The sequence below is a fragment of the Ruegeria sp. G7 genome (assembly GCF_056535465.1).
This window is the reverse complement of the sequence record NZ_JBQFIL010000001.1, coordinates 2,603,382-2,626,509: the sequence shown is the minus strand read 5'-3', so window position 1 is coordinate 2,626,509 and position 23,128 is coordinate 2,603,382. Positions and strand designations below refer to the sequence as shown.

General features: G+C 59.2%; 24 protein-coding genes, 1 tRNA gene and 1 pseudogene. 12 read left to right on the top strand and 14 right to left on the bottom strand.

Annotated features, from left to right (window positions below; genetic code table 11):
- Nucleotides 1–357 precede the first annotated feature (357 nt).
- The 5 genes from ACR3EN_RS13210 to ACR3EN_RS13190 all read right to left on the bottom strand — a co-directional run bounded on the left by ACR3EN_RS13210 (nt 358) and on the right by ACR3EN_RS13190 (nt 4,768).
- Nucleotides 358–1,248 (bottom strand): DMT family transporter, encoded by an 891-nt coding sequence (locus ACR3EN_RS13210; RefSeq protein ID WP_480821661.1) that lies wholly within the window; start codon nt 1,246–1,248, stop codon nt 358–360.
- A 12-nt stretch (nt 1,249–1,260) separates the two neighbouring features.
- Entirely contained in the window at nt 1,261–1,530 is a 270-nt protein-coding gene (locus ACR3EN_RS13205; protein WP_480821659.1) for a DksA/TraR family C4-type zinc finger protein, read from the bottom strand.
- 56 nt (nt 1,531–1,586) lie between these two features.
- A complete protein-coding gene (locus tag ACR3EN_RS13200; RefSeq protein WP_480821657.1) occupies nt 1,587–2,561 on the bottom strand; it encodes a Gfo/Idh/MocA family protein in 975 nt (324 codons plus the stop codon).
- Nucleotides 2,562–2,690: 129 nt separating this feature from the next.
- Nucleotides 2,691–3,587 (bottom strand): RNA polymerase sigma factor RpoH, encoded by an 897-nt coding sequence (gene rpoH, locus ACR3EN_RS13195; protein WP_480821655.1) that lies wholly within the window; start codon nt 3,585–3,587, stop codon nt 2,691–2,693.
- A gap of 146 nt (nt 3,588–3,733) precedes the next feature.
- Nucleotides 3,734–4,768 (bottom strand): RluA family pseudouridine synthase, encoded by a 1,035-nt coding sequence (locus tag ACR3EN_RS13190; protein ID WP_480821653.1) that lies wholly within the window; start codon nt 4,766–4,768, stop codon nt 3,734–3,736.
- Between ACR3EN_RS13190 and ACR3EN_RS13185 the strand changes: the two genes are divergently transcribed.
- Nucleotides 4,767–5,069: a DUF6476 family protein gene (locus ACR3EN_RS13185; protein ID WP_480821651.1), complete on the top strand. Its 303-nt coding sequence runs from the start codon at nt 4,767–4,769 to the stop codon at nt 5,067–5,069. The two genes, ACR3EN_RS13190 and ACR3EN_RS13185, sit on opposite strands and share 2 nt — an antisense overlap.
- Here the strand turns inward: ACR3EN_RS13185 and nagA are convergent.
- The 4 genes from nagA to ACR3EN_RS13165 are packed head-to-tail and all read right to left on the bottom strand — an operon-like array spanning nt 5,048 to nt 8,855.
- Nucleotides 5,048–6,187, bottom strand: coding sequence for an N-acetylglucosamine-6-phosphate deacetylase (nagA, locus tag ACR3EN_RS13180; RefSeq protein ID WP_480821649.1), 1,140 nt, complete (start codon nt 6,185–6,187; stop codon nt 5,048–5,050). The two genes, ACR3EN_RS13185 and nagA, sit on opposite strands and share 22 nt — an antisense overlap.
- Nucleotides 6,184–7,212: an SIS domain-containing protein gene (locus ACR3EN_RS13175; protein WP_480821647.1), complete on the bottom strand. Its 1,029-nt coding sequence runs from the start codon at nt 7,210–7,212 to the stop codon at nt 6,184–6,186. Before ACR3EN_RS13175 ends, nagA begins: the two co-directional genes overlap by 4 nt.
- A gap of 13 nt (nt 7,213–7,225) precedes the next feature.
- Entirely contained in the window at nt 7,226–7,981 is a 756-nt protein-coding gene (locus tag ACR3EN_RS13170) for a GntR family transcriptional regulator (protein WP_480821645.1), read from the bottom strand.
- Nucleotides 7,968–8,855 (bottom strand): glucosamine kinase nucleotide-binding domain-containing protein, encoded by an 888-nt coding sequence (locus ACR3EN_RS13165; protein ID WP_480821643.1) that lies wholly within the window; start codon nt 8,853–8,855, stop codon nt 7,968–7,970. Before ACR3EN_RS13165 ends, ACR3EN_RS13170 begins: the two co-directional genes overlap by 14 nt.
- 138 nt (nt 8,856–8,993) lie before the next feature.
- Between ACR3EN_RS13165 and ACR3EN_RS13160 the strand changes: the two genes are divergently transcribed.
- The 6 genes from ACR3EN_RS13160 (at nt 8,994) to ACR3EN_RS13135 (ending at nt 15,021) form a co-directional block, all read left to right on the top strand.
- On the top strand, nt 8,994–9,917 hold the full coding sequence (locus tag ACR3EN_RS13160; RefSeq protein ID WP_480821641.1) for an N-acetylmuramic acid 6-phosphate etherase: 924 nt from the start codon (nt 8,994–8,996) through the stop codon (nt 9,915–9,917).
- Nucleotides 9,914–11,164: an ABC transporter substrate-binding protein gene (locus ACR3EN_RS13155; protein WP_480859696.1), complete on the top strand. Its 1,251-nt coding sequence runs from the start codon at nt 9,914–9,916 to the stop codon at nt 11,162–11,164. The genes ACR3EN_RS13160 and ACR3EN_RS13155 overlap by 4 nt, the downstream gene beginning before the upstream one ends.
- Nucleotides 11,165–11,233: 69 nt before the next feature.
- On the top strand, nt 11,234–12,148 hold the full coding sequence (locus ACR3EN_RS13150; RefSeq protein WP_170716946.1) for a carbohydrate ABC transporter permease: 915 nt from the start codon (nt 11,234–11,236) through the stop codon (nt 12,146–12,148).
- Nucleotides 12,149–12,158: 10 nt separating this feature from the next.
- On the top strand, nt 12,159–12,998 hold the full coding sequence (locus tag ACR3EN_RS13145; protein WP_480821637.1) for a carbohydrate ABC transporter permease: 840 nt from the start codon (nt 12,159–12,161) through the stop codon (nt 12,996–12,998).
- Nucleotides 12,995–14,029 carry a Gfo/Idh/MocA family protein gene (locus ACR3EN_RS13140; protein ID WP_480821635.1) on the top strand — a complete coding sequence of 345 codons (1,035 nt, stop codon included), beginning with the start codon at nt 12,995–12,997 and terminating at the stop codon, nt 14,027–14,029. The genes ACR3EN_RS13145 and ACR3EN_RS13140 overlap by 4 nt, the downstream gene beginning before the upstream one ends.
- Nucleotides 14,026–15,021, top strand: coding sequence for an ABC transporter ATP-binding protein (locus ACR3EN_RS13135; RefSeq protein WP_480821633.1), 996 nt, complete (start codon nt 14,026–14,028; stop codon nt 15,019–15,021). Before ACR3EN_RS13140 ends, ACR3EN_RS13135 begins: the two co-directional genes overlap by 4 nt.
- Before the next feature lie 192 nt (nt 15,022–15,213).
- Here the strand turns inward: ACR3EN_RS13135 and ACR3EN_RS13130 are convergent, their stop codons facing one another.
- The 3 genes from ACR3EN_RS13130 to ACR3EN_RS13120 all read right to left on the bottom strand — a co-directional run bounded on the left by ACR3EN_RS13130 (nt 15,214) and on the right by ACR3EN_RS13120 (nt 17,131).
- Complete coding sequence (locus tag ACR3EN_RS13130) at nt 15,214–15,693, bottom strand: hypothetical protein (protein ID WP_480821631.1); 480 nt, start codon at nt 15,691–15,693, stop codon at nt 15,214–15,216.
- A gap of 677 nt (nt 15,694–16,370) precedes the next feature.
- Nucleotides 16,371–16,568, bottom strand: coding sequence for a hypothetical protein (locus ACR3EN_RS13125; protein WP_480843390.1), 198 nt, complete (start codon nt 16,566–16,568; stop codon nt 16,371–16,373).
- Between the two features lie 476 nt (nt 16,569–17,044).
- Nucleotides 17,045–17,131 (bottom strand) — tRNA-Leu (locus tag ACR3EN_RS13120).
- A gap of 131 nt (nt 17,132–17,262) precedes the next feature.
- On the opposite strand from ACR3EN_RS13120, the gene ACR3EN_RS13115 reads away from it, so the two are divergent.
- Both ACR3EN_RS13115 and lipB read left to right on the top strand, forming a co-directional pair.
- Nucleotides 17,263–17,922, top strand: a complete 660-nt coding sequence (locus ACR3EN_RS13115; protein WP_480821611.1) for a DsbA family oxidoreductase — start codon at nt 17,263–17,265, stop codon at nt 17,920–17,922.
- Nucleotides 17,923–17,961: 39 nt separating this feature from the next.
- Nucleotides 17,962–18,618 carry a lipoyl(octanoyl) transferase LipB gene (gene lipB / locus ACR3EN_RS13110; RefSeq protein WP_480821609.1) on the top strand — a complete coding sequence of 219 codons (657 nt, stop codon included), beginning with the start codon at nt 17,962–17,964 and terminating at the stop codon, nt 18,616–18,618.
- A gap of 384 nt (nt 18,619–19,002) precedes the next feature.
- Here the strand turns inward: lipB and ACR3EN_RS13105 are convergent, their stop codons facing one another.
- Nucleotides 19,003–19,422 carry an HIT family protein gene (locus tag ACR3EN_RS13105; RefSeq protein ID WP_480821607.1) on the bottom strand — a complete coding sequence of 140 codons (420 nt, stop codon included), beginning with the start codon at nt 19,420–19,422 and terminating at the stop codon, nt 19,003–19,005.
- Nucleotides 19,423–19,687: 265 nt separating this feature from the next.
- On the opposite strand from ACR3EN_RS13105, the gene ctaD reads away from it, so the two are divergent.
- From ctaD to ACR3EN_RS13090, 3 genes are all read left to right on the top strand, one after another.
- On the top strand, nt 19,688–21,346 hold the full coding sequence (gene ctaD, locus ACR3EN_RS13100; RefSeq protein WP_480821605.1) for a cytochrome c oxidase subunit I: 1,659 nt from the start codon (nt 19,688–19,690) through the stop codon (nt 21,344–21,346).
- Between the two features lie 116 nt (nt 21,347–21,462).
- A complete protein-coding gene (locus ACR3EN_RS13095) occupies nt 21,463–22,062 on the top strand; it encodes a DsbA family protein (protein ID WP_480821603.1) in 600 nt (199 codons plus the stop codon).
- Between the two features lie 45 nt (nt 22,063–22,107).
- Nucleotides 22,108–22,593, top strand: coding sequence for a DUF2244 domain-containing protein (locus ACR3EN_RS13090; RefSeq protein WP_480821601.1), 486 nt, complete (start codon nt 22,108–22,110; stop codon nt 22,591–22,593).
- Here the strand turns inward: ACR3EN_RS13090 and ACR3EN_RS13085 are convergent.
- Nucleotides 22,594–23,074: pseudogene (locus ACR3EN_RS13085) on the bottom strand (GatB/YqeY domain-containing protein).
- Nucleotides 23,075–23,128: the final 54 nt, after the last annotated feature.

Sequence of the window (23,128 nt, the reverse complement as noted above, 5' to 3'; positions counted from 1 at the left end):
CCCGCGCGCCCTGCTGGTTTACGGAGGAAAAAAGATCGAGAAACTGACTTAGATCAATTCTAAATTAGAATCATTATAAATATTGAAAATGTGATGTGTTTGTTACCTTGATTGAACGACCAATGGCCCTTTTTGCCTTGAAAGGTATGCAGCATCTTACTTCAACTGACTGTTTTTCAATCCGTGCCGGTTCACATACGAACAGGCTTTTGCATCTAAATGGCGCGCCTAGATCAAGATCAAACACGTCCTTCCTAACACCAAAAAACTGTTGGCTTAGACGAGATTGCAGACTTGTGCGCAATATGCATTTCGGGTCAACCGCTGAGTACTCGAATACCTGCACCTCGGAGAGGTTCAGCCCGTTTTGTTAATAGACGTAATGAAGATCGCCGCGACGATAAGCGTCGCCCCCACGATCGCAAGCGGTGTGATGGCGGCCCCCAGGAACACTGCGGAGTTGACAAAGGTGAACACGACCGAGGCGGCGAACAACAGCGTCGCCGTCAATGTCGATACCCGCGCCGCAGCCTCGTACCAAAGGTAATAGGCCAACGCAGTGGGCAGAACACCCAGCAGGATCAGGAAGAAGATATCGTTAGCTGAAGGCACCTGCATCGAAAAGACCGCCAGCGGCACCAGCAGCGCACCCGAGCACAGGAATATTCCGAACAGGAAATTCAGCCGCTCAGCGGTGGTTTCCGATGCCTGCATCGCGCGGCTGCTTGCGATCAGGAACACCGCCCAGCTCAGCCCCGCGCCGATCTCCATAAGGTCGCCCAACAGGGGTTCGCCGCCGCCCTGAAAATCGCGATAGACAGTCAGGAAGACGCCAAGGATCGCCAGCACGGTGGCCAGCACATCCCTGCCCCGTATGGTGGTATCCGCGAAGAAATACAGGAAAATCAACACAAAGAAGGGCGCGGTGTTTTCCAGCACCATGGCATTGGCGGCCCCCGTATGCTCCAATCCGATATGGAACAGGATGTAGTTCACAACAGTCGACAGGACCGCCAGCCGGAAGTTCCAGTCCCTGAACCGGACGGAAACCTGCGCCCCCTTCAGCCGCAGCATGACATAGATCGCGAGAGTTGCGATGAACAACCGCGACACGGCGATCTGCAACCCGCCCAGATCGCTGGTCAGGTAACGCACGATGACGCTGTGCGTGCCCCACAGAAATGCAGCCAGAAAGCCCAGCAGCAGGCCGTTTTGCAGCCATGACGATTTCTGCGACCGGTGCTGCAAGCGGACCTCGGGTTACTTCAGTTGACTGTCTTTCGACCCACGTCGGTTGATGCCCGAACGCGCTTTGTAGGCTCCGTCCCGCTCTTGTTGGCACTCCAGACACAGTTTGACCCCCGGCAGCGCAAGACGGCGCTTTTCGGGAATGGGTTCCTCGCATTCGGCGCAATGGGTCCGGCTTTCGCCAACCGGTCGCCTCTGCGCCTGCATCCGTGCCAGTTCGTCCGAAATCGACGCTTCGATCTGCTCGCTTACCGCGCCATCGCGCGCCCATCCGCCCGCCATTGCACCCTCCTGCTTCAGTCGAAACAGAATAGTCGAGGCGTCCAGCCATTGACAAGTTAGAGCGTCACGGCGTTGTCAAAGACCTGATCGATCACCTCTTGCGTCCCTCGCGCGAACTCCAGAGGACAGGGGTATTCGGAGCCCTCTCGCACGCTTCGGCCAAAGGCTTCGACCTGCAGCTTATAATGGTCATCGCCGGGAAAGCGCGTTACCTGCACCTCCAGCCCCGGGCGATGCAGTTCAACCCGCGCCTCGCCGAAAAGCCGAGCGTTAAACGGTGCGGTGAGGCGTATCACACCGCCCTCACCATGAAACTCCATCTCCTGATGCGGATGCATGCGGGTTGAGACATAGCTGGAGTAGGTAAAGCCGGGAAACCGTGCGCGGATTTCAGTGAACACATCCACCTCATTCTCCCACCGGATCTGGCCACTGACCGCCGTCGGCTCCTGCCCCGTTGCATATCGCGCGCTGCCGATCACATAGACGCCGATATCACGCAAGCCGCCGCCGCCGGTTTCGGGCCGATTGCGGATGTTGTCCGTATCGGCCCGGTTGTCATAGCTGAACGCACCTGTCACATGCACCAACTTGCCAATGGCTCCGTCCGCAATCAGTTTACGGGCCAGTTGCCATTGCGGATGATGAACAATCATATAAGCCTCGGCCGCGAGCAGGCCGGTTTGATCCCGTTTTTTAATAAGCGCGTCGAACTCGGAAGCATGCATTGTCATGGGCTTTTCGCACAGAACGTGTTTGCCCGCGTCCATCGCCTTCAGACTCCATTCGACGTGCAGGTGGTTCGGCAGAGGGATATAAACCGCATCTATCTGAGGGTCGGCCAGCAGGTCGTCATAGGTTGGATACAGGTTGATATCGGGGCAAAACTGCCGAAAGGGCTGCGCTTTGGCGGGATCAGAGGTCGCCAGCCCTGCAAGGCGCGCACCATCCGCCGCATGGATCGCAGGCCCCATCTGTTGGCGCGCAAATTTAGAACCCCCCAGAATGCCCCACTGTACCGGTTCATTCATACTGCATTCCTCCCCTGAAAGTTAGCGCTATCAGCTGTGTAGCAGCACTCGGCGACCCTGTCATCTGCGCGCACAAGAAAACCGGCCTGACAGCATCAGACCGGTTTTCATTTCAATACAGCGACTGGATCAGGCCGTGCCCAGCATGCCCTTTTCGCGCGCAAGCTCTCGCATCTTTTTCTGCAGCTTCTCAAACGCGCGCACTTCGATCTGACGGATGCGCTCGCGGCTGACATTGTACTGCGTGCTCAGTTCCTCAAGCGTTACGGGCTGATCCATCAACCGACGCTGAGTCAGGATATCCTTTTCACGATCATTCAGCACATCCAGCGCAGCGGCCAGCAACTCGCGCCGGGCCTCAAGCTCGTCCCGCGCCTCGTAATCGCCCGCCTGGTCGGCGTCTTCATCCTCCAGCCAGTCCTGCCATTGCATCGTGCCTTCGCCCTCGGACCCCACGGTCGCGTTCAGCGAGGCATCGCCACCGGACATCCGGCGGTTCATGCTGATGACTTCCTCTTCGGTCACGCCAAGGTCTTCGGCGATCTTGGCGACGTTTTCCGGGCGCAGATCGCCCTCTTCCAAAGCTCCGATACGCGCCTTGGCCTTACGCAGGTTGAAGAACAGCTTTTTCTGCGCCGAGGTTGTGCCCAGTTTCACCATCGACCACGACCGCAGGACGTATTCCTGGATCGAGGCGCGAATCCACCACATCGCATAGGTCGCCAGACGGAACCCTTTCTCGGGGTCGAACTTCTTGACGGCCTGCATCAGGCCCACATTGGCCTCGGAAATCACCTCGGCCTGTGGCAGGCCATAGCCGCGATAGCCCATGGCGATTTTCGCTGCCAGACGCAGGTGCGACGTGACCATTTTATGCGCAGCCTCGGTATCCTGTTCCTCGACCCAGCGCTTGGCCAGCATATATTCTTCTTCTGGCTCCAGCAGAGGAAACTTGCGAATCTCCTGCATATAGCGGTTCAGCCCCCCTTCGGGTGACGGTGCCGGAAGATTTGAGTAATTTGCCATTTATTTCCGTCCCTTGGACAAATGTTTAAGCCCTTAACATGGGATATGGGTATCACACCCGGTACATTCAAGAGGATCAATATCAGTGTGGAATTAACCTGATGTAAAGAAAAGCTGAAATTGCGGGCCTCACGGGCCTTTGCAGTTTATGTCACCGGCTGACGCAACGCAGAAAGCAGGTCTTCCATATCCTTTGGCAGCGCAGCCTCGAACCGCAGCATCTCGCCCGAGACCGGATGTTCAAAGCCCAGAACGGCAGCATGCAGCGCCTGACGGGGAAAATCGCGCACGGCCTCGGCAGCCGCAGGCGTAAATGCACGCGCGGCCAGTTTACGTTTACCGCCATAAACCGGATCGCCCACCAAGCCGTGACCGGCATGGGTCATATGGACGCGAATCTGGTGCGTCCGACCGGTCTCCAGCCAGCATTCGACCAGGGACAAACCGCCGGGCGTTCCAAAAACCTCGACAATCCGCGCCCGCGTCACCGCATGGCGCCCCCCATGGAACAGCACGGCCTGCCGTTGCCGGTCTGTCTTGTGCCGTGCCAGCTGCGTGGTCAGGCGCATGATGTTGCCGGGTTCGAAACTGACACCCTTGATGCCGCGTAACCGCGGATCGTTGGCGTCGGGAACACCGTAACAGACCGCGCGATAGTAGCGTTCGACCGTATGCGCCTCGAACTGGGTAGCCAGCCCATGATGCGCCGCGTCCGACTTGGCCACCACCAGCAGGCCGCTGGTTTCCTTGTCGATCCGGTGCACGATTCCCGGACGCTTGACGCCGCCCACACCGGACAGATCATCCCCGCAATGATGCAGCAGCGCATTGACCAGCGTCCCATTCGGAGAGCCGGGGGCCGGATGCACCACCATCCCCGCAGGTTTGTTGATCACGATCAGATCGTCATCCTCATAAACCACCTCCAGCGGGATATCCTCAGGCCCGATATGGCTGTCTTCGGCCTCGGCCACTGTGATCCCGATCTGCGCGCCTTCGGCGATGCGAGCCTTGGGGTCGTCAATGACAGCGCCATCGACCGTCACAGCCCCGTCGCCGATCAAACGGGTCAGCCGGGTGCGTGACAGGTTCTCTTCCGCTGGCACATCCCGCGCAAGCGCCTTATCAAGGCGGGGCGGCGGCGCGGCCGCGATATGAAACTCTATCAGGCGGGTGCCCATGACTGTCCCTTCCGAACCTCAGGAACCGCAGGAAACCCCGCAGCTTAGGTTGCTGCGGCGCATGGTCATGCTGCTGACCGCGGTTATGATTGGCGGGGTTCTAGTGACATTCGCCCTGATTGTCATCCGCCTATCGGATCGGACCCCGACGCTGCCGGATCAGATCGAACTGCCTGACGGCGCGCACGCGCAGGCGCTGACCATCGGGAACAACTGGTACGCGGTCGTAACCGACGACAATCGCATCCTGATCTTCGACAAAACGACGGGAAAACAGCGTCAGGAGATCACGCTGGATTGAACCGGACGCGCCTGACTGAGATGCGGCGCAATCCGTATGGCGTTGCCCAGCGTCATCGGGGCAGTATCCACGCCAATCAGCCGGGCGGGAATGCGCGTGGCAGCCGCTAAAGCGTCGGCCAACGGGATACCCACGTCACGCGTCAGCACCCTGATCGCCGTGGTCAGGTCCAGATCGGCCCCGGCCAGAGTGCCATCTTCCAGCGTCAGCCTGCCCTGCTCTCGCCGGATCAGCCGCCCTTCCAACCGGAACTCTGGCAGATCGGTCCCCGCCACAGCCATCGCGTCGCTGACCAGAAAGATCTGCCCGGGACCGCGTTTGGCAGCAAACGCCGCACGCATCGATTCGGGATGAACGTGCACTGTGTCCGCGATCAGCCCCGAGGACAGATCGCCGTTGGACAGCACCGCGCCGACCAGACCGGGGTCGCGGCTGCCGAACTGGCTCATGGCGTTGAACAGATGTGTCGCGCAGCGCGCGCCGGCTTTTGCATAGGCCATACAGGTGTCGAACGGCGCGTCGGTATGCCCGAGCGAAACGATGACGCCCGCCCGCGACAACGCCGCCACCTGATCGTCTGAGGCATTCTCGGGTGCCAGCGTGACCATCAGGGCAGGCAATGCGCGGGCAGCAGCCAGAAGCTGGTCAAGATCGCCCTCTTCCATCGGCCGGATCAGCGCCCCATCATGCGCGCCCTTCCGTTTGACCGACAGATGCGGCCCTTCAAGATGCAACCCCGCGATGCCCGGAACGCCGCGCTGAACGGCCTTGATCGCGGCTTCGAGGGCGGCAGTGGTTTTCTCGGGCGTGTCCGTGATCAGCGTTGGCAGGATCGACACCGCCCCTAGCCCGCGATGCGCCTGAGCGATGCGCTGCAGGGTCTCGACCGAGGGATCATCGTTGAACATCACCCCGCCGCCGCCGTTCACCTGCAGATCGACATAGCCGGGGCTGAGGATATCTCCTGACAGGTCTTCGATCTCGGTCTCCGGCGGCAAGTCGGCCACCGGCACAATGGCCTCAAGCGTCCCCTCGACGAACCGGGCGGCATGGTCGGTGAACAGCACCTCTCCGTCAAAGATCGGGCCGCCGGCAAAGGTGAGAATCGACGCGTTCATACCGTCTCCGTCACTTTGCGCAGGTGGCGCGGGGTGTCGGGGTTGATGCCGCGACCGGTGGCGACGGTTTCGACCATGCCGTAGAAAGACGCGATCGAGGCAATAGGGTCGGTCATCCAATGCGCCGTCCGAACATGCGGCAACGCGACCGCATCCGTCACCCGATCGGTCGTGGCAAAGACCTTTGCGCCCTTGGCGGCCAACGCATCGGCCACCTCGGCAATGTTGGCCTCGGCGGCATCTCCGGATGAGAAGGCGAGAACCGGGAACCCCTGATCCACGATGGAAACCGGCCCATGCAGCACCTCAGCCGACGAATAGCTTTCAGCGTGAATCTGGCAGGTCTCTTTGAACTTCAGCGCAGCCTCGTTCGAGATCGCCCAGGACGTCCCGCGTCCCAGCGTGAACAGCGACTGGCCGTTGATCGCCTCAATCACACTGCCCCAATCGCAGCTGATGGCCTGTGACAAATCCTCGGGCAGTTTTCGAATGGCCGACAGAAGCGTCACGTCGCCCTTGACCTCGGCCAGCAGCCAAAGCCCCGCCACCAGCGAAGTGACGAATGTCTTGGTGGCCGCCACGCTCAGTTCTGGTCCCGCATGTATCGGCAGCGCTGCCGAGGCCGCGCCTGCCAACGCAGAGTCCGTGTCGTTGGTGATGGCGACGGAATAGGCCCCGCCCTGCGTCAGCGACCGGGTCAGGCGCACGATGTCAGGGCTCTGACCCGACTGTGAGACGGCGATGCACAGCGCGCCGGGGCAGCGCATATCCACCCCGTAGATCGATTTGACGCTGGGGCCGACTGAGGCCATGGGTAGCCCCAAAAGCAGCTCGGACGCGTATTTCAGATAGCTGCAGGCATGATCCGACGATCCACGGGCGACCGAGATCAGAAAGCTCGGGTCCTGCGCGCGCACGGCCTGCGCGGCCTGTTCGACAGCGTCAGCGCCATCGGTCAGAAGCCGATCAACAGCGTGCGGTATCTCGTTGATTTCCTGACGCATTTGCGTGGTCTGGATGGACATAGTGCCCGGCCTTTCAGTTTGATAAACGCAGCTCTGCCACGAAATCGTAGGCATCGCCGTGATAGATGGATCGGGTGAGTTCAGCGACACGCCCGCTTTCAAGGTATGACGTGCGCTGGATGCGCAGCCCCGCAGTGCCCTCGGCGACATCCAGCAGGCGCGCTTCGGGCGCTTCAAGATTGATGGCCGAGATCTTCTGGATCGCGCGGACAGGACGATGGCCCGACCGCTCCAGAAAAGCATAGAGCGATCCGGAGACCTCGGTCGGGTTGGGCAGAATGTCCAGCGGCAGCGCCGCGCGTTCCAGCGCCATGGGGCGGCCACCTGCGGCGCGCAGGCGGTGGATGCGTGCGACCTGATCATTGGCCGACAGGCCCAGCGCCAGCATTTCATCCGGCGACGGCAGGAATATACCCCGCTCCAGCCAGGTTGACGTCGTCTCGAACCCGCGCCGCTCCATGTCTTCGGTGAACGAGGTCAGATGGGACAGTGATTGTTCTACCCGCGCAACCGGTTCGCGCACAAAAGACCCCGATCCTTGCCGCTGTTCAATCGTTCCTTTGCGCACCAGTTCCTGAATAGCCTTGCGCACGGTGACACGCGACAGGTCGGTCAACTCGGCGATCTCGCGCTCGGGTGGAAGCGAGCTGTTGGGCGGCAGAATACCCTCGGCAATGCCCTGCTCAAGCCTTTGACGCAATTGCACATATCGCGGGCCTGCGGTCTGGCCCAACCAGCCCTCGGGCCTCAGGAAATCAGCAACGCTCATGTTCGATCTCCTCCCTGAATGCATGCGCCAGTGCGATCGCGCCCGAAAGCGGATCGCCCAAGGGCGTCATCAAATCCCGCTGCATCGCTTCCGGAAGATAGCTGGCATATTGCGGGCCGATCCCCCCGGTCAGGCAGATGGGAAGACCGGGCCTCCACCCCATCTTCTCCATCCGATCCTGCAGATATTCGGCACCCTCTTGCATGATTGACCGTGCGACCGGGTCTCCGGTCCCGGCATGTTGCGTGACGATGGGTGCCAACGCCCCAAATGCGGTCGGCGACATGCCGGATGCAGCCTTAACGATGCCTGCAGTCCCATCAAACCGCGACAGAAGCTGATCAGAAAGCCCCGAAGTTATGCGCACGCCATCGGCGCAATCCAATGCCGCGGACAACGCTCGCCGCCCAACCCATTGGGCTGATGCCTGATCCCCCAGAATCGGCCCCCAGCCCCCGGCAAAGTGCGGTCGGCCGTTTCGCTGGACCGCCAGAAATGAGCCGGTGCCACAATGGGCCACAAACCCATCACCGGGCCCCAGCGCCCCGCGCAGGGCCGAAGGTCGGTCATCGTCTATGCGCACGTTGTCAAACGGGAGCGCCTTGGCCAGCCGATCCGCAATGGCCTGTCCGGTGATACCGGCCAAGCCGAAATAGGCCGGTATCGCGACAAATTCTCTTTCATCAATGCCCGCCCGCCGCGCCACAGCGGACAAACCCCGCCCCAGTTCAGCGCATGAGGCCTCAAAATCGGTCGATACATTCGCCGACCCCATTTCGGCCTGCCAGATTTCAGCACCGTCGGACAGCGCAACGCGGCACCGCGTGCCGCCGCCGTCTACGGCCAAAACAATGGTATCAGGGTCGCGAGTCATATGCAGACCTTTATAATACCTTTTACGATAATTGAAGGCCAAAATACAGAGTATCGCCCCAATCTCAGCGAAATAGACAAAGTGGTAGACTAATGGTATCTAAAAGGTATGATGCCGAAAGACTTGGGGGAGAATCACTTGGCCACACCTGTGACAGAGCAGCTGCACGAAAATGCGATCGGGCTGGACGCTCGCCCGCTGACGGATGTGGCCGCCCTTCTGGCACAGGCGCAGGCAGCTGCCTCCACCGCCCCGCTGGCTGCGGTTGATCCAATCTGCAATGGCGCGCTGACCATGGCAGAAACGATCCGCAGCGGTGGCACTTTACGTTATCTGGCAGCAGGGTCTTCGGGGCTGATGGCTGCTGCAGACGCATTAGAGCTTGGCGGCACGTTCTCGATCCCTTCAACGCAGATTCGCATTCACATGGCGGGCGGCCTGCCTTCGGGTGTGGCGATGCCCGGCGATGTCGAGGATGTCTCGGCCTCGCTCACCGATGAGCTAGCTGATCTGGGCAACACCGACACCCTGATTGCCGTGTCCGCCAGTGGAACCACCCCCTACACTGTCGCGGCAGCACGCATCGCGCGCGACAAAGGTGCGGTGGTCATCGGCATCGCAAACAATGCCGACACCGAGCTTTTGCGCCTGTCGGATCATGCCATCCTATTGTCGACCCCGCCTGAACTGATCTCAGGCTCGACGCGCATGGGGGCTGGCACGGCGCAGAAGATTGCGCTCAACATGCTGTCAACGCTGATGGCAGTCGAGTTGGGGCATGTCCAAGACGGCATGATGATCAATTTGCGGGCAGACAACGATAAGCTGCGGGCCCGCGCCAACGGGATCGTCTGCCAGCTGACCGGCGCGGCCCCCGAACAAGCGGCCTCTGCGCTGATTGCGGCCGATGGCAATCTCAAATGCGCAGCTTTACTCGCTGCAGGCATCGAGACGCCAGAGATGGCGCTGGCGCTGCTGCACGAGACCAACGATCACCTTCGACCCGCCCTGGAGCGGCTGAAACAAAACCAAGAAACCATCAACCTGGGAGACACCAAATGACACGCAAAGTTCTGGGCCTTGCTCTGCTGAGCACAGCGCTGGTCTCAAGCGCCTACGCGCAAGACGCCACGCTGACGATCGAAAGCTGGCGCAACGACGACCTCGCCCTGTGGCAGGACAAGATCATCCCGGCCTTCGAGGCCGAGCATCCGGGCATCAAGGTGATCTTCTCACCCTCTGCCCCGGCCGAGTACAACGCCGTTCTGAACTCAAAGCTCGAGGCCGGATCGGCGGGCGATCTGATCACCTGCCGCCCGTTCGACGCCTCGCTGGCGCTGTATGAAGCGGGTCACCTGACCGATCTGTCCGATCTGGAGGCGATGGGCAACTTCTCGGACGTGGCAAAATCCGCTTGGCAAACCGATGATGCATCGGCCAGCTTCTGCGTCCCGATGGCTTCGGTGATCCACGGCTTCATCTACAACAAGGATGCCTTCAACGAGCTGGGCATAGAAGTTCCCACCACCGAGGCCGAGTTCTTTGCCGCTTTGGACAAGATCAAAGAAGACGGCACCTATATCCCGATGGCGATGGGCACCAACGACCAGTGGGAAGCGGCCACCATGGGCTATAACAACATCGGCCCGAACTACTGGAAAGGTGAGGAAGGCCGTCTGGCGCTGATCAAAGGCGAGCAGAAACTGACCGATCCTCAGTGGGTTGCCCCTTATGAGACGCTGGCCAAGTGGGGCGCGTATCTGGGCGACGGGTATGAGGCACAGACCTATCCCGACAGTCAGAACCTGTTCACGCTGGGCCGTGCTGCAATCTATCCGGCGGGCAGCTGGGAAATCTCGGGCTTCAACACGCAGGCTGATTTCGAAATGGGTGCCTTCAAGCCGCCAGTTCAGAACGCGGGCGATACCTGCTATATCTCGGACCACACCGACATCGGCATCGGCATGAACGCCGCCAGCGAAAACCAAGAGGCTGCGCGCACCTTCCTGGCGTGGGTCGCAAGCCCCGAGTTTGCCAGCATCTTTGGCAACGCCCTGCCCGGCTTCTTCCCGCTCTCCAGCACTCCGGTCGAGCTTGAAGATCCGCTGGCCAAGGAAATCGTCGGCTGGCGGGATGAGTGCGAAAGCACGATCCGCTCGACCTACCAGATCCTGTCGCGCGGCACGCCGAACCTCGAAAACGAGACCTGGGGCGCATCTGTGGCCGCCATCAAGGGCGCTGAGTCACCCGAGGCGCTGGGTCAACAACTGCAGGACGGCTTGGCCAGCTGGTACGCACCGCACCAGTAAGACCTACACCACTCACACCGGACGCGGCATCCGTGTCGCGTCCGGGTCTTTATCCCCCCGGAGAGTCCCATGCAAACCCGCCGCATACGCTGGCACATTGCCGTTTTCCTCGCCCCTGCGGTGCTGGTCTACACGGCGGTGATGATCTTCCCTTTGTTCAACACGCTGCGTCTGGCGCTGTTCACCGAAGTTGATCAGGCGCGCGTCTACGTGGGCTTGCAGAATTTCCGCACCCTGTTTTTCGATCCGATCTGGTCCGAGCAGTTCTGGAATGCGCTCGGCAACAACTTCTGGTTCTTCCTGATCCACATGCTGGTTCAGAACCCCATTGGTATCGCGCTTGCTGCGCTTCTGTCGCATCCGAGACTACGGTTTGCGGCCCTCTATCGGTCGGCCATCTTCATCCCGACGATCCTGAGCTTCGTCATCGTCGGCTTCGCATGGAAGCTTATCCTGTCCCCGCTCTGGGGCATCGCCCCATCGATGCTGGACGCCGTTGGTCTCAAGTCCCTGTTCGCCCCGTGGCTCGGCAAGGAGGAATACGCCCTGACCACGTTGGCGCTGGTCTCGGTCTGGCAGTTCGTCGGCATCCCTATGATGCTGATTTATGCCGCCCTACTGTCGATCCCCGAAGAAATCCTTGAAGCCGGAGAGATCGACGGCATCACCGGAGCCTCGGCCTTCTGGAAGATCAAACTTCCGCTGATCCTGCCCTCGATCGGGATCATCTCGATCCTCACTTTCGTGGGCAATTTCAACGCGTTCGATTTGATATATGTATCGCAAGGCGCGCTGGCGGGGCCGGATTTCTCGACTGATATTCTTGGTACCTTCATGTACCGCACCTTCTTCGGCTTCCAACTGCAACTGGGTGATCCACATATGGGATCGGCCATCGCCGGCGCCATGTTCGCAATCATCCTCGTGGGCGTCTGCATCTACCTCTTCGGCATCCAGACCCGGATGCGCCGGTATCAGTTGTGAGGGCCAAGCGATGAACAAAGCACGTTCCAATCCGCTGAACACCGCCGCCATGCACGGGGCGCTGATCCTTTATACGCTGATCGCCCTGTTCCCGGTCTTTGTGATCATCATCAACAGCTTCAAAACCCGCCGCGCCATCTTTCGCGAACCGCTCGCCCTGCCCGATGCCGAGAGCTTCTCGCTGATCGGTTACCAGACAGTGATGAAACAGGGGGACTTCTTCCTCTACTTTCAGAACTCGATGATCGTCACCGTTGTGTCGCTGGCCTTTGTTCTGCTGTTCGGCGCCATGGCCGCCTTTGCGCTGAGCGAATACAAGTTCAAGGGCAACACGCTGATGGGCCTTTATCTGGCGCTAGGCATCATGATCCCGATCCGTATCGGCACTGTAGCGATCCTTGAGATGATGGTCGCCACCGGGCTGGTGAACACGCTCTGGGCGCTGATTCTCGTCTATACGGCGCAAGGGTTGCCACTGGCCGTGTTCATCCTGTCCGAGTTCATGCGGCAGGTCTCGGATGATCTGAAAAACGCGGGCCGCGTCGATGGCCTGTCGGAATATACGATCTTCTTCAGGCTGGTCCTGCCGCTTGTCCGCCCCGCCATGGCGACGGTTGCCGTATTCAACATGATCCCGATCTGGAACGACCTCTGGTTCCCGCTGATCCTGGCCCCTGCCGAAGAAACCAAGACACTAACACTGGGCAGCCAGGTCTTCATCGGTCAGTTCGTCACCGACTGGAACGCGGTTCTGTCGGCGCTGTCGATGGCGATCCTGCCGGTGCTGCTTCTGTATGTCATCTTCTCGCGCCAACTGATCCGCGGCATCACTTCTGGAGCTGTCAAATGACCAAAGTTCTGATCGCTGGCCTCGGCAACATGGGCCTCAGCCATGCGCTGGCCCACCACCACCACCCGGACGCGCAGATCGTGGGGCTGGTGAACCGATCCGGTCGCGTGGCCCATCCAGATCTTGCGGGTTATCCAGCCTTTTCCGATTTTCACGCGGCTTTGGCCGAGACAGGCCCCGATCTTGTGGTCGTCGCCACCTATTCCGATAGCCACGCCGATTATGCCTGCGCGGCGATGGACGCAGGAGCGCATGTTTTCGTAGAAAAACCACTGGCAACCACCGTGGCCGATGCCAAGCGCGTCGTCGCAAAGGCCATTGAAACCAACCGCAAGCTGGTCATCGGCTACATCCTGCGGCACCACCCTTCATGGATGCGCCTGATCGCTGAAGCCCGCGGCCTTGGTGGGCCTTACGTGTTCCGCCTGAACCTCAATCAGCAAAGCAGCGGTGCCGAGTGGGAAACGCACAAAGCCCTGATGCAAACCACATCGCCCATCGTCGATTGCGGTGTGCATTATGTCGACGTGATGTGCCAGATCACCGATTCCGACCCTGTACGCGTCCACGGCATGGGCCTGCGCCTGAGCGATGAGATTGCCGAGGATATGTACAACTACGGCCAGTTTCAGGTGATCTTCGAAGACGGCTCGGTGGGCTGGTACGAGGCTGGCTGGGGCCCGATGATGTCCGAAACCGCGTTCTTCGTGAAAGACATCGTCTCGCCCAACGGCTCGGTCTCGATTACCGACGGCAACAAGGGTGCGTCCTCAGATGTTGACGGCCACACCAAGGTCGGCGGCCTTCTAGTTCACCGCCCCGAGGGCGACCAGACCATCGACATGCCCGATGAACCCGGCCATCAGGAACTCTGCGATGCCGAGCAAGCTTACATGCTGCGCGCAATTGCCGAGGATATCGACCTGACCCGCCACATGAACGACGCCGTGCAATCGTTGGCCATCTGTCTGGCGGCAGATGAAAGCATCCGCACCGGCCAAACCATTTCGCTGAAAGAGGCACGCCCATGACCGCCCTGACGCTGACAAACGTGAACAAGTCCTTTGGCCCCGTCGAGGTCCTGAAAGACATCAATATCGAAGTCGAGGACGGAGAATTCGTTGTCTTCGTAGGCCCCTCGGGCTGTGGCAAATCCACCCTTTTGCGCGTGATCGCTGGGCTTGAAGATGTAACCTCGGGCGAGGTTCGTATCGGCGGGGACCTGATGAACCTCACCCCGCCGTCAAAACGTGGCATCGCGATGGTGTTCCAGAGCTACGCGCTCTATCCGCATCTGAACGTGCGCAAGAATATGTCGCTGGCGCTGAAACAAGAAGGCCAGAGCAAGCAGGTCATTGAAGACCGCGTCGCCAAGGCCAGCAAGATGCTGAACCTCGAGCCTTATATCGACCGCTACCCCTCGGAACTGTCCGGCGGCCAGCGCCAACGCGTCGCCATCGGCCGCGCCATCGTGCGCGAGCCCAAGCTATTCCTGTTCGACGAACCTTTGTCCAACCTGGACGCCGCCCTGCGCATGAACACGCGGCTGGAGATCGCCAACCTGCACCAGCAGCTTGACGCCTCGATGATCTACGTCACCCACGACCAGACCGAGGCGATGACGCTCGCGGACAAGATCGTCGTCCTGCGTGACGGCCGGGTCGAGCAGGTCGGCAGCCCCATGGAGCTCTATAACAACCCCGCCAACCAGTTCGTCGCGGGGTTTCTGGGCGCACCGTCGATGAACTTCTTCCCCGCCAACCTGATCGGAGAGAGCGCGGATACCACGCTGGGCATCCGCCCCGAAGACCTGCGCCTGACCCCGGACGGCCCTCTGGCGGCTCAAGTCACCCATGTTGAGCATTTGGGCGGCGATACAAACGTGGTCGCGATGATGCAGGACCACCAGATCACGGCGCGACTATTCGGCCAGCATCAGGTGGCGACGGGCGAAGCCGTCCATTTCGGATACGCCGCAGATCGCACCTATCGCTTTGATGCACAGGGCGCACGCCTCGGCTGATCCGGATGTGGGTTAGGTTGACCCAGAACGAGAAGATCCGGACCCCATATCACCACATTTCTGTGTTGCTACGTCCGCTGTCTGCACGATCGCGCAGCCCAGATTGAATTGACATAAGTCGACCGACCTGGACTGGCTCGATGAGCAGGACAAAGAGTCAGAGCAAAACGCCAATCTTGGGGCGTTGATCCACTACCATCTGCAAGCCGGATTATCGAACATGCAATCCAGGTAAGGCTTCAGAGCGTTGTCGATCACAAGTGACACAGCTTCTAGCTTGCTGGCGTCAATTCCGTTCACAGTCTGATAGTCAAACTGCAGCTTTCCGTCCTCCAGCTTCGGATTGCTCAGTGTGACGATCAATCCAACCTGTTTACCATCGCTTTGCCCGGTCAGAGCCGCATTCGGAGGGTCAGTCGCAAAGCTGTCATCGCCCTTGGCCCAATTCTCAACGATCAGCTGCACGGGCGTATCCATTGCCTCGCGATAAGGGCGGTCCGTAAATACAACGACCTGATCATCAATTCCTTCGAGCACCAACTTACCATTATCGAGCGTCGCAGTATCCGCGACTTCCATAAGAAGCCAACTCTTTGGCGCTTCTGCGGCAGCTGCAGAGGCAAAAGCAACAAGGCCTGCAAATAGTCCTGTTTTGAGTAAGTCGAACTTCACGATATTCTCCTTTAACGAGGTCGCTGTTACCGCCGAAACAATCTCCGGTTACTAAGTTATGGCATCAAGTGTTCGATGATTGCAAATTAAGAAAGGTCCATCCGAAGGTATGCTGCAGGCACCATTGGCCATGTCCATGCGTGGCCGCAAATTTGGAATGACAACTGCCGAAACCTCCAGCTGTTTGGGCCCTTTACCGAGTTGCAGGTTCTGGGTGGGTTGTCCGTCGTCAGAGGTTTTTTTGGTTGAACCAGGCGCGTATCCAGCGCGTGCAGTCTGGTTGATGGTGACCGGGTTTGCGGTGACGCGAGCGTCGGCTTCCGAGGCTTCGCACGATCTCTTCGCTGCCAATAAGAACCTTGTATTTGTTGGAAAAAAAAGAGGCTCGGACGACGCATCTCCTGTTTCTGATAAAGAGGCTCTTTGACTGCATTGCATCCAGCTAAGAATTGTTCGACAAAAGTAGTGTTCGGTGAAGAAAATGCTGAAGATCAGATACTTGCGTGGTGCAAGTGGCGTTGGGCCATGACCCTAACGAAACCGGGCGTCAAAACCAGACAGAAGGAGCCGCCGAACGCGACAGTGCTGGCGCTAGCTTTTCAGATTTGGTTGGTCGCGCGTTTGAGGCCAGAGGGGACAAGCTGCGAAGGCAAGGCAAGCTTTGGCGAAGGGCCACCTCAGTTTGCCGGAACCAGGTTCGCGACGACTTCTCCACCAACGGGGACAAGCGGTTTGTATGCACCACTCTCTGCCATGCCGTGAGCAAGAATAATACACACCAGAAAAGCATTGAGGATTGCAAATGAGGCGGTAACGAACGTCATTGCGATGTTAAACATGAAGTTATCCAGATTTGCTAACGCCTCAACGATCATCGGGCGAGACCGTTCATCATCTTTATATCCGGGGCCAGTTGAATACTCGCAAAACATCCCGTTAACGCTCAGTTAACAATTCACCTATCTAGATCTGAACTGTTTTTTTCCCGAGGATCTCGGGTCACGATGTTACCGTAGGACGCATTCCTCGGGCAGACTCTGCTCTCCATTGGTGGGGCAATACCGGAGACGCTGGTGTGCACAAACCTTCTTGTCTCACCGGCGGATCAGCAAGGAACACCCAAAGCGACGAGCACAGAGTAATTCGACCCAGCCGAGTCGAAAGCAGTTGCCGCAGCGTCTCGCTCGACGATCTACGCGTGGGCGGCATTTTAGATAGTAACGATACACAAAGGAGTTCCGATATCGTTCGTCAGCTTGGCAGAAATGCGTGAAATCATTGAGCACTTGGGCTACCTAGCGCGCCCAAGAAACTGCATTCATCGCAAAATCAGATGTTCAGGATTGATTTCTGGTGCGGTCGAGAAGACTCGAACTTCCACGGGTGTTACCCCACAGCGACCTCAACGCTGCGCGTCTACCAATTCCGCCACGACCGCACTGCCAATGACTTGGTAGAGGCGCGTATAGACCCTGAATCGCGTGATGTGAAGAGGCAAAAACACGCGCGATTGAATTCACGGATCCCGGTCATATCTTAGCGCCAGACATCACAATCCCGGAGCGCCCCATGACACTGTCCGATCCCCGTCCTACCGTTCAGATCGACGTTGTGTCGGATGTGGTTTGCCCATGGTGCATTGTTGGGTTTCGTCAACTCGACGCAGCCCTCAAACAAGAAAATGTACTTGCCCGTCTGCGCTGGCATCCTTTCGAACTGAACCCGAATATGGGCCCCGAAGGTCAGAACCTGCGTGAGCATATTGCCGAGAAATATGGCTCGACGCCCGAGCAGAGCCAGCAGGCGCGGGATCGCTTGACCGCTTTGGGCGCCGAACTGGGTTTTACCTTCAATTTCAAAGACGACAGCCGCATCGTAAACACCTTCGCCGCGCACCAGCTGTTGGATTGGGCCGAGACGCAGGGGCGCCAGCATCCGCTCAAGCTAGCGCTGTTCGACGCTTATTTCACCTTGCAACAGGACGTCTCGGACACTGACGTTTTGATGGACGCCGTTACGACCGCCGGGCTCGACCCGGACGCGGCACGTAGCGCGCTTGCCTCAGGGGCGCATGTCCAGCCTGTGCGCGAAAAGCAGCAGTTCTGGACCAGCCGCGGCATATCCGGCGTGCCGTCGATGGTATTTGGGGGCAAGTACCTGCTGACCGGCGCGCAGGGCACGGAAACCTACGCGCAGGTTCTGCAACGATGCCTCACCGAGGCCGCCTGACCCCTTCCCCCCGCCCTGCAGACGGTCTAAGGAACGGCCATGGAATGGAAGACCACCGACGGGCTGATCGACTACGACGAGGCCACCGCTTTTATGGAGGCGCGCGTTGCCGCGATTGCGGCAGGCGAAGCGGATGAGTGCATCTGGTTGCTGGAACACCCGCCGCTTTATACCGCTGGCACCTCAGCCAAGCGCGAAGACCTTACCGATCCGGATCGCTTTCCCGTCTACGACAGCAAGCGCGGCGGGCAGTACACCTATCACGGGCCAGGGCAGCGTGTGGTGTATGTGATGCTGGATGTAGGCAAACGTGGCCATGATGTGCGCCGTTTTGTGCAACAGCTTGAGGAATGGGTGATTGCGGCGCTGGCCGAGTTCAATATCACCGGCGAAATCCGCGAGGGCCGCGTGGGCGTCTGGGTCCAGCGTCACGACAAACCTCTGACGGTGACCGGCCAGACCGCCGAGGACAAAATCGCCGCTATTGGGATCAGGCTGCGCAAGTGGGTCAGTTTTCACGGCATTTCGATCAATGTCGAACCCGATCTGTCTCATTTCACCGGAATCGTGCCTTGTGGCATTCAGGATCACGGGGTGACGTCTCTGGTCGATCTGGGCCTGCCGGTGACGATGGATGACGTGGATGTGGCGCTGAAAAAGACCTTTGCCGAGGTTTTTGCAATCGAGGACGCGTGAGGCAGGAGCGATTCCCTCGGGGTCGAATCGCGCGCTTCCCCGCGCAAAAACAACAATCCAAGTTATCCGTGCCTTCTGTTTCGCAAACCACCCACGCGTTTCCTTTGAATTGCCTCAATTCGCCTCAAATTCAGGGATTCTTCACATCCGCTCCTTACAAACGCCATCTGACCACATAGTATGTAATGACCGTTCAAGAGTGAGTGGTGTGTTACCGGTGATCGCAGGGCTGCCCAGCGAAATCCGTGAAGTGTTTTGGTTACGAGTCTGCCGTTCCGACCCCATATCGGAACGGCAATTCTCATTTTAGGGCCCCTGTTTTTCACAACGCCCGACACGGACGCCTCACGTCTGACCGGAGCCTATCACCGAAACCGACCAGCCTCAGGCCAGCGCGGCGCGTATTTTGTCCGCGTGCTGCGCGATCTGGTCGAAATCGCCCATGTTACCCGGTGGGCGCATCGAGACGCCCTCGTGGCGCGGCAGCACGTGGAAATGCAGGTGAAAGACCTCTTGCCCGCCCGCAGCCTCGTTGAACTGCTGAACCGTGACGCCATCGGCGTCAAAGGCTGCCTTCACGGCCTGCGCCATTTTCTGAACGGTTGCCATCACCGCCGCCAGTTGCTCGGGCGTTGCGTCCAGCATGTTGCGACAGGGTGTTTTCGGGATGACCAGCAAGTGCCCGTCGGACCGGGGCATGATATCCATCAGGGCGACTGTATCGTCGTCTTCATAGACGCGGTTCGACGGGATTTCCCCGCGCAGGATCTTGGCAAAGATGTTTTCGGGATCATACGCGGTCATGGCAGGCCTCCGGGGTTTGAACGTCCCCTTGTTCTGATCCGGCCCCAGGGATGCGTCAAGCCCCTTGAAATCACGGATGCAATCCCCAGATACCCCGCATCCAGGGTCAGCTTCCCGCGCGCAGTCCATCCTGCCCGCGACAATTATTCTTGATCCAGATCAAACTCGGCCATTGAAGGTCGCCCCTTCGCATTCTAAAACCAGCAGGAATCCCGCGCGTTGGAGAGGTCCGACTGCGCGGTGTAGTTGCAACAGGAGGCACCTAATGGCAGACGCAGCCATTCATGGTCATGACCATGAAGACCAGCGTGGGTTCTTTACCCGCTGGTTCATGTCGACCAACCACAAGGATATCGGGATTCTGTACCTGATCTTTTCGGCATTCGCCGGTCTGATCTCGGTCCTGATGACCGTCTATATGCGGCTCGAGCTGATGCACCCCGGTGTTCAGTATATGTGCCTCGAAGGCTTTATGGCCGACCCGTGCACCCCGAACGGACACCTGTGGAACGTGATGATCACATATCACGGCGTCCTGATGATGTTCTTCGTGGTCATTCCGGCCTTGTTCGGCGGATTTGGCAACTATTTCATGCCGTTGCAGATCGGTGCGCCGGATATGGCGTTCCCGCGGATGAACAACCTGTCCTTCTGGCTGTACGTCGCCGGTACCTCGCTGGGCGTGGCTTCGCTGCTGTCTCCGGGCGGGAATGACCAACTCGGTTCAGGCGTAGGCTGGGTCTTGTATCCGCCGCTGTCCACGACCGAGGGCGGCATGTCCATGGACCTTGCGATCTTTGCCGTGCACGTATCGGGCGCCTCCTCGATCCTCGGCGCGATCAACATGATCACCACCTTCCTGAACATGCGTGCCCCGGGCATGACCCTGTTCAAGGTGCCGCTGTTCAGCTGGTCGATCTTTGTCACTTCGTGGCTGATTCTGCTGTCCCTGCCGGTTCTGGCGGGCGCGATCACCATGCTGCTGATGGACCGCAACTTTGGGTTCACCTTCTTTGATCCGGCCGGTGGCGGCGATCCGATCCTGTATCAGCACATCCTGTGGTTCTTCGGCCACCCCGAAGTATACATCGTGATCCTGCCCGGTTTCGGCATCATCAGCCACGTCATCGCGACCTTCGCCCGCAAGCCGATCTTCGGTTACCTGCCGATGGTCTGGGCGATCATCGCGATTGGTGTTCTGGGCTTCGTCGTCTGGGCGCACCACATGTACACCGTTGGCATGTCGCTGCGTCAGCAGGCCTATTTCATGCTGGCCACGATGGTCATCGCGGTTCCAACCGGCGTTAAGGTCTTCTCGTGGATTGCGACCATGTGGGGTGGTTCCATCGAGTTCAAAACTCCGATGCTGTTCGCCTTCGGCTTCCTGTTCCTGTTCACCGTTGGCGGTGTGACCGGTGTGGTTCTGTCGCAGGCCGGTGTCGACCGTGCCTATCACGACACCTACTACGTCGTGGCGCACTTCCATTACGTGATGTCGCTGGGTGCGGTCTTTGCGATCTTCGCAGGCGTCTACTTCTACTTCTCGAAGATGACGGGCCGTCAGTACTCGGAATTCTGGGGCAAGGTTCACTTCTGGCTGTTCTTCATCGGCGCCAACCTGACCTTCTTCCCGCAGCACTTCCTGGGTCGTCAGGGCATGCCGCGCCGCTACATCGACTACCCTGAGGCATTCGCCCAGTGGAACTTTGTCTCGTCGATCGGTGCGTTCATCTCGTTCGCCTCGTTCCTGCTGTTCTTCGGCATCGTGATCTACGCCCTGCTGCGTGGTGCGAAAGAGACGCGTCCGAACCCGTGGAACGAATACGCGGATACGTTGGAATGGACCCTGCCCACCCCGCCGCCCGAACACACGTTCGAGCAGCTGCCCAAGCAGGAAGACTGGGACAAGGGCCACGCGCACTGAACCCGCTCTGAGTAAAACTGAAAACCCCGCTCATCAGGGCGGGGTTTTTCGTTTGGTGCGTCTAACAATCGCCAAAACGGCGGAAATCGGGTATTCTGGGGCCGGAGGGTTTTGCGATGCCCGAGATTGACTTCTGGTACTCCATCGGCAGCACCTACAGCTTTCTGACCATCAAACGTCTGGACAACTGGTGCGCCCAGCATGATGCCACCGTGAACTGGCGGCCTTTCAACGTGCGCACCATAATGGCGGAACAACAGAACACTCCGTTCGCAGGCAAGCCGGTCAAAACCGCCTATATGTGGCGCGATATCGAACGCCGGGCCGCTAAGTACCAAATCCACGCCAAGCTGCCCGCCCCCTACCCCATCTCGGACCTTGCGCTGGCCAATCAGGTCGCCCTGTTGGGCATGACAGAAGGTTGGGGCAAGACCTATACGCAGGCGCTCTATGGGATCTGGTTCGAAGACGGCATCGAGGCCGGTTCCGAAACCGGCATCACCGAGGCCCTGCACCGCGCACAACAAGACCCACGCCTGATCCTTGCCCGTGCCCGCGGCCCGGACGTCACCGCCGCCCTGGAAGCCGAGACTGAAACCGCCATTAAGCTGGGTGTGTTCGGCGCGCCCAGTTTTGTTGTCCGGGATGAGGTATTCTGGGGCGATGACCGACTGGACGACGCTCTGTCGTGGGCACGCGTCGGGCACGTCGTCTAACAGTTTTTGCTTCGACTTTGCTATGCCCTGCGCTAGGTTCCGGCCATGCCTTACAAATGGACAGAAAACGCGGAAGAAGAACAGGAGTTGCGCCTTTGGCCGCATAACTCTCTGCCCCCACGTGGCGCAATGGTCGTCATCCTGTCAGTGTTTCTGTTCGGACTGATCCCGCTGCTTGCAATGCTGGGGTCGGTCATTCTTTGGGGGTTGCTGCCGTTCCTGCTGCTCACCGTGCTGGGGCTCTGGCTGGCGATCCAAACCAACTATCGCGCGCGCAGCGTGTTCGAAGTGCTGACACTGGATCAAACACAGGCGCGTCTTGTGCATCATCATCCCCGCAAGGGTGATCAGGAATGGTGTTGCAACCGATATTGGGCCCGCCCCGAGATGCACCCGAGCGGCGGGCCGGTGCCACACTATGTAACGTTGATCGGAGACGGTCGCGAGGTCGAGATCGGCGCGTTCCTGTCCGAGGACGAAAGGATCGCGCTTTTCAAGGATCTCAATCAGAAACTGCGTGTTCCGGAGTAATCAGCCGCCGTTGGACGCCGCACACAAATGGTCTTTGACCATCGGCCCGACCTTGCCGAAATCCATCTGGCCGGTATAGCGCGTTTTCAGCTCGCCCATCACTTTGCCCATATCGCGGATCGACCCCGCGCCGGTGGCCGTAATGGCAGTTTTGATGGCTTTGCTGACCTCATCCTCATCCAGTTGCTTGGGCAGGAACTCCTCGATCACCTCGACCTCGCGCAGCTCGCGCTCGGCCAGATCAAGGCGTCCGCCCTCTTCATAGGCGCGCGCTTTCCTTGCGCTGTTTGGTCATTTTCCCAAGGATCTCAAGCACCTCGGCGTCGCCGCAACCCTTGGCCTCTTCATTGTCGGAGGCGCGCGAGGCAATGTCGCGATCCTTGATCGCGGCATTGATCAGGCGCAGCGTCGACAGGCGCTCGGCAGCTTTGTCTTTCATTGCTTGCTTCAGGGCGGCATTCACCCGTGATCGCATATCCATATGGTCTGTCCATCCCCATGGCAAAGGAACCCCGACCATATCGAAACAAAAAGG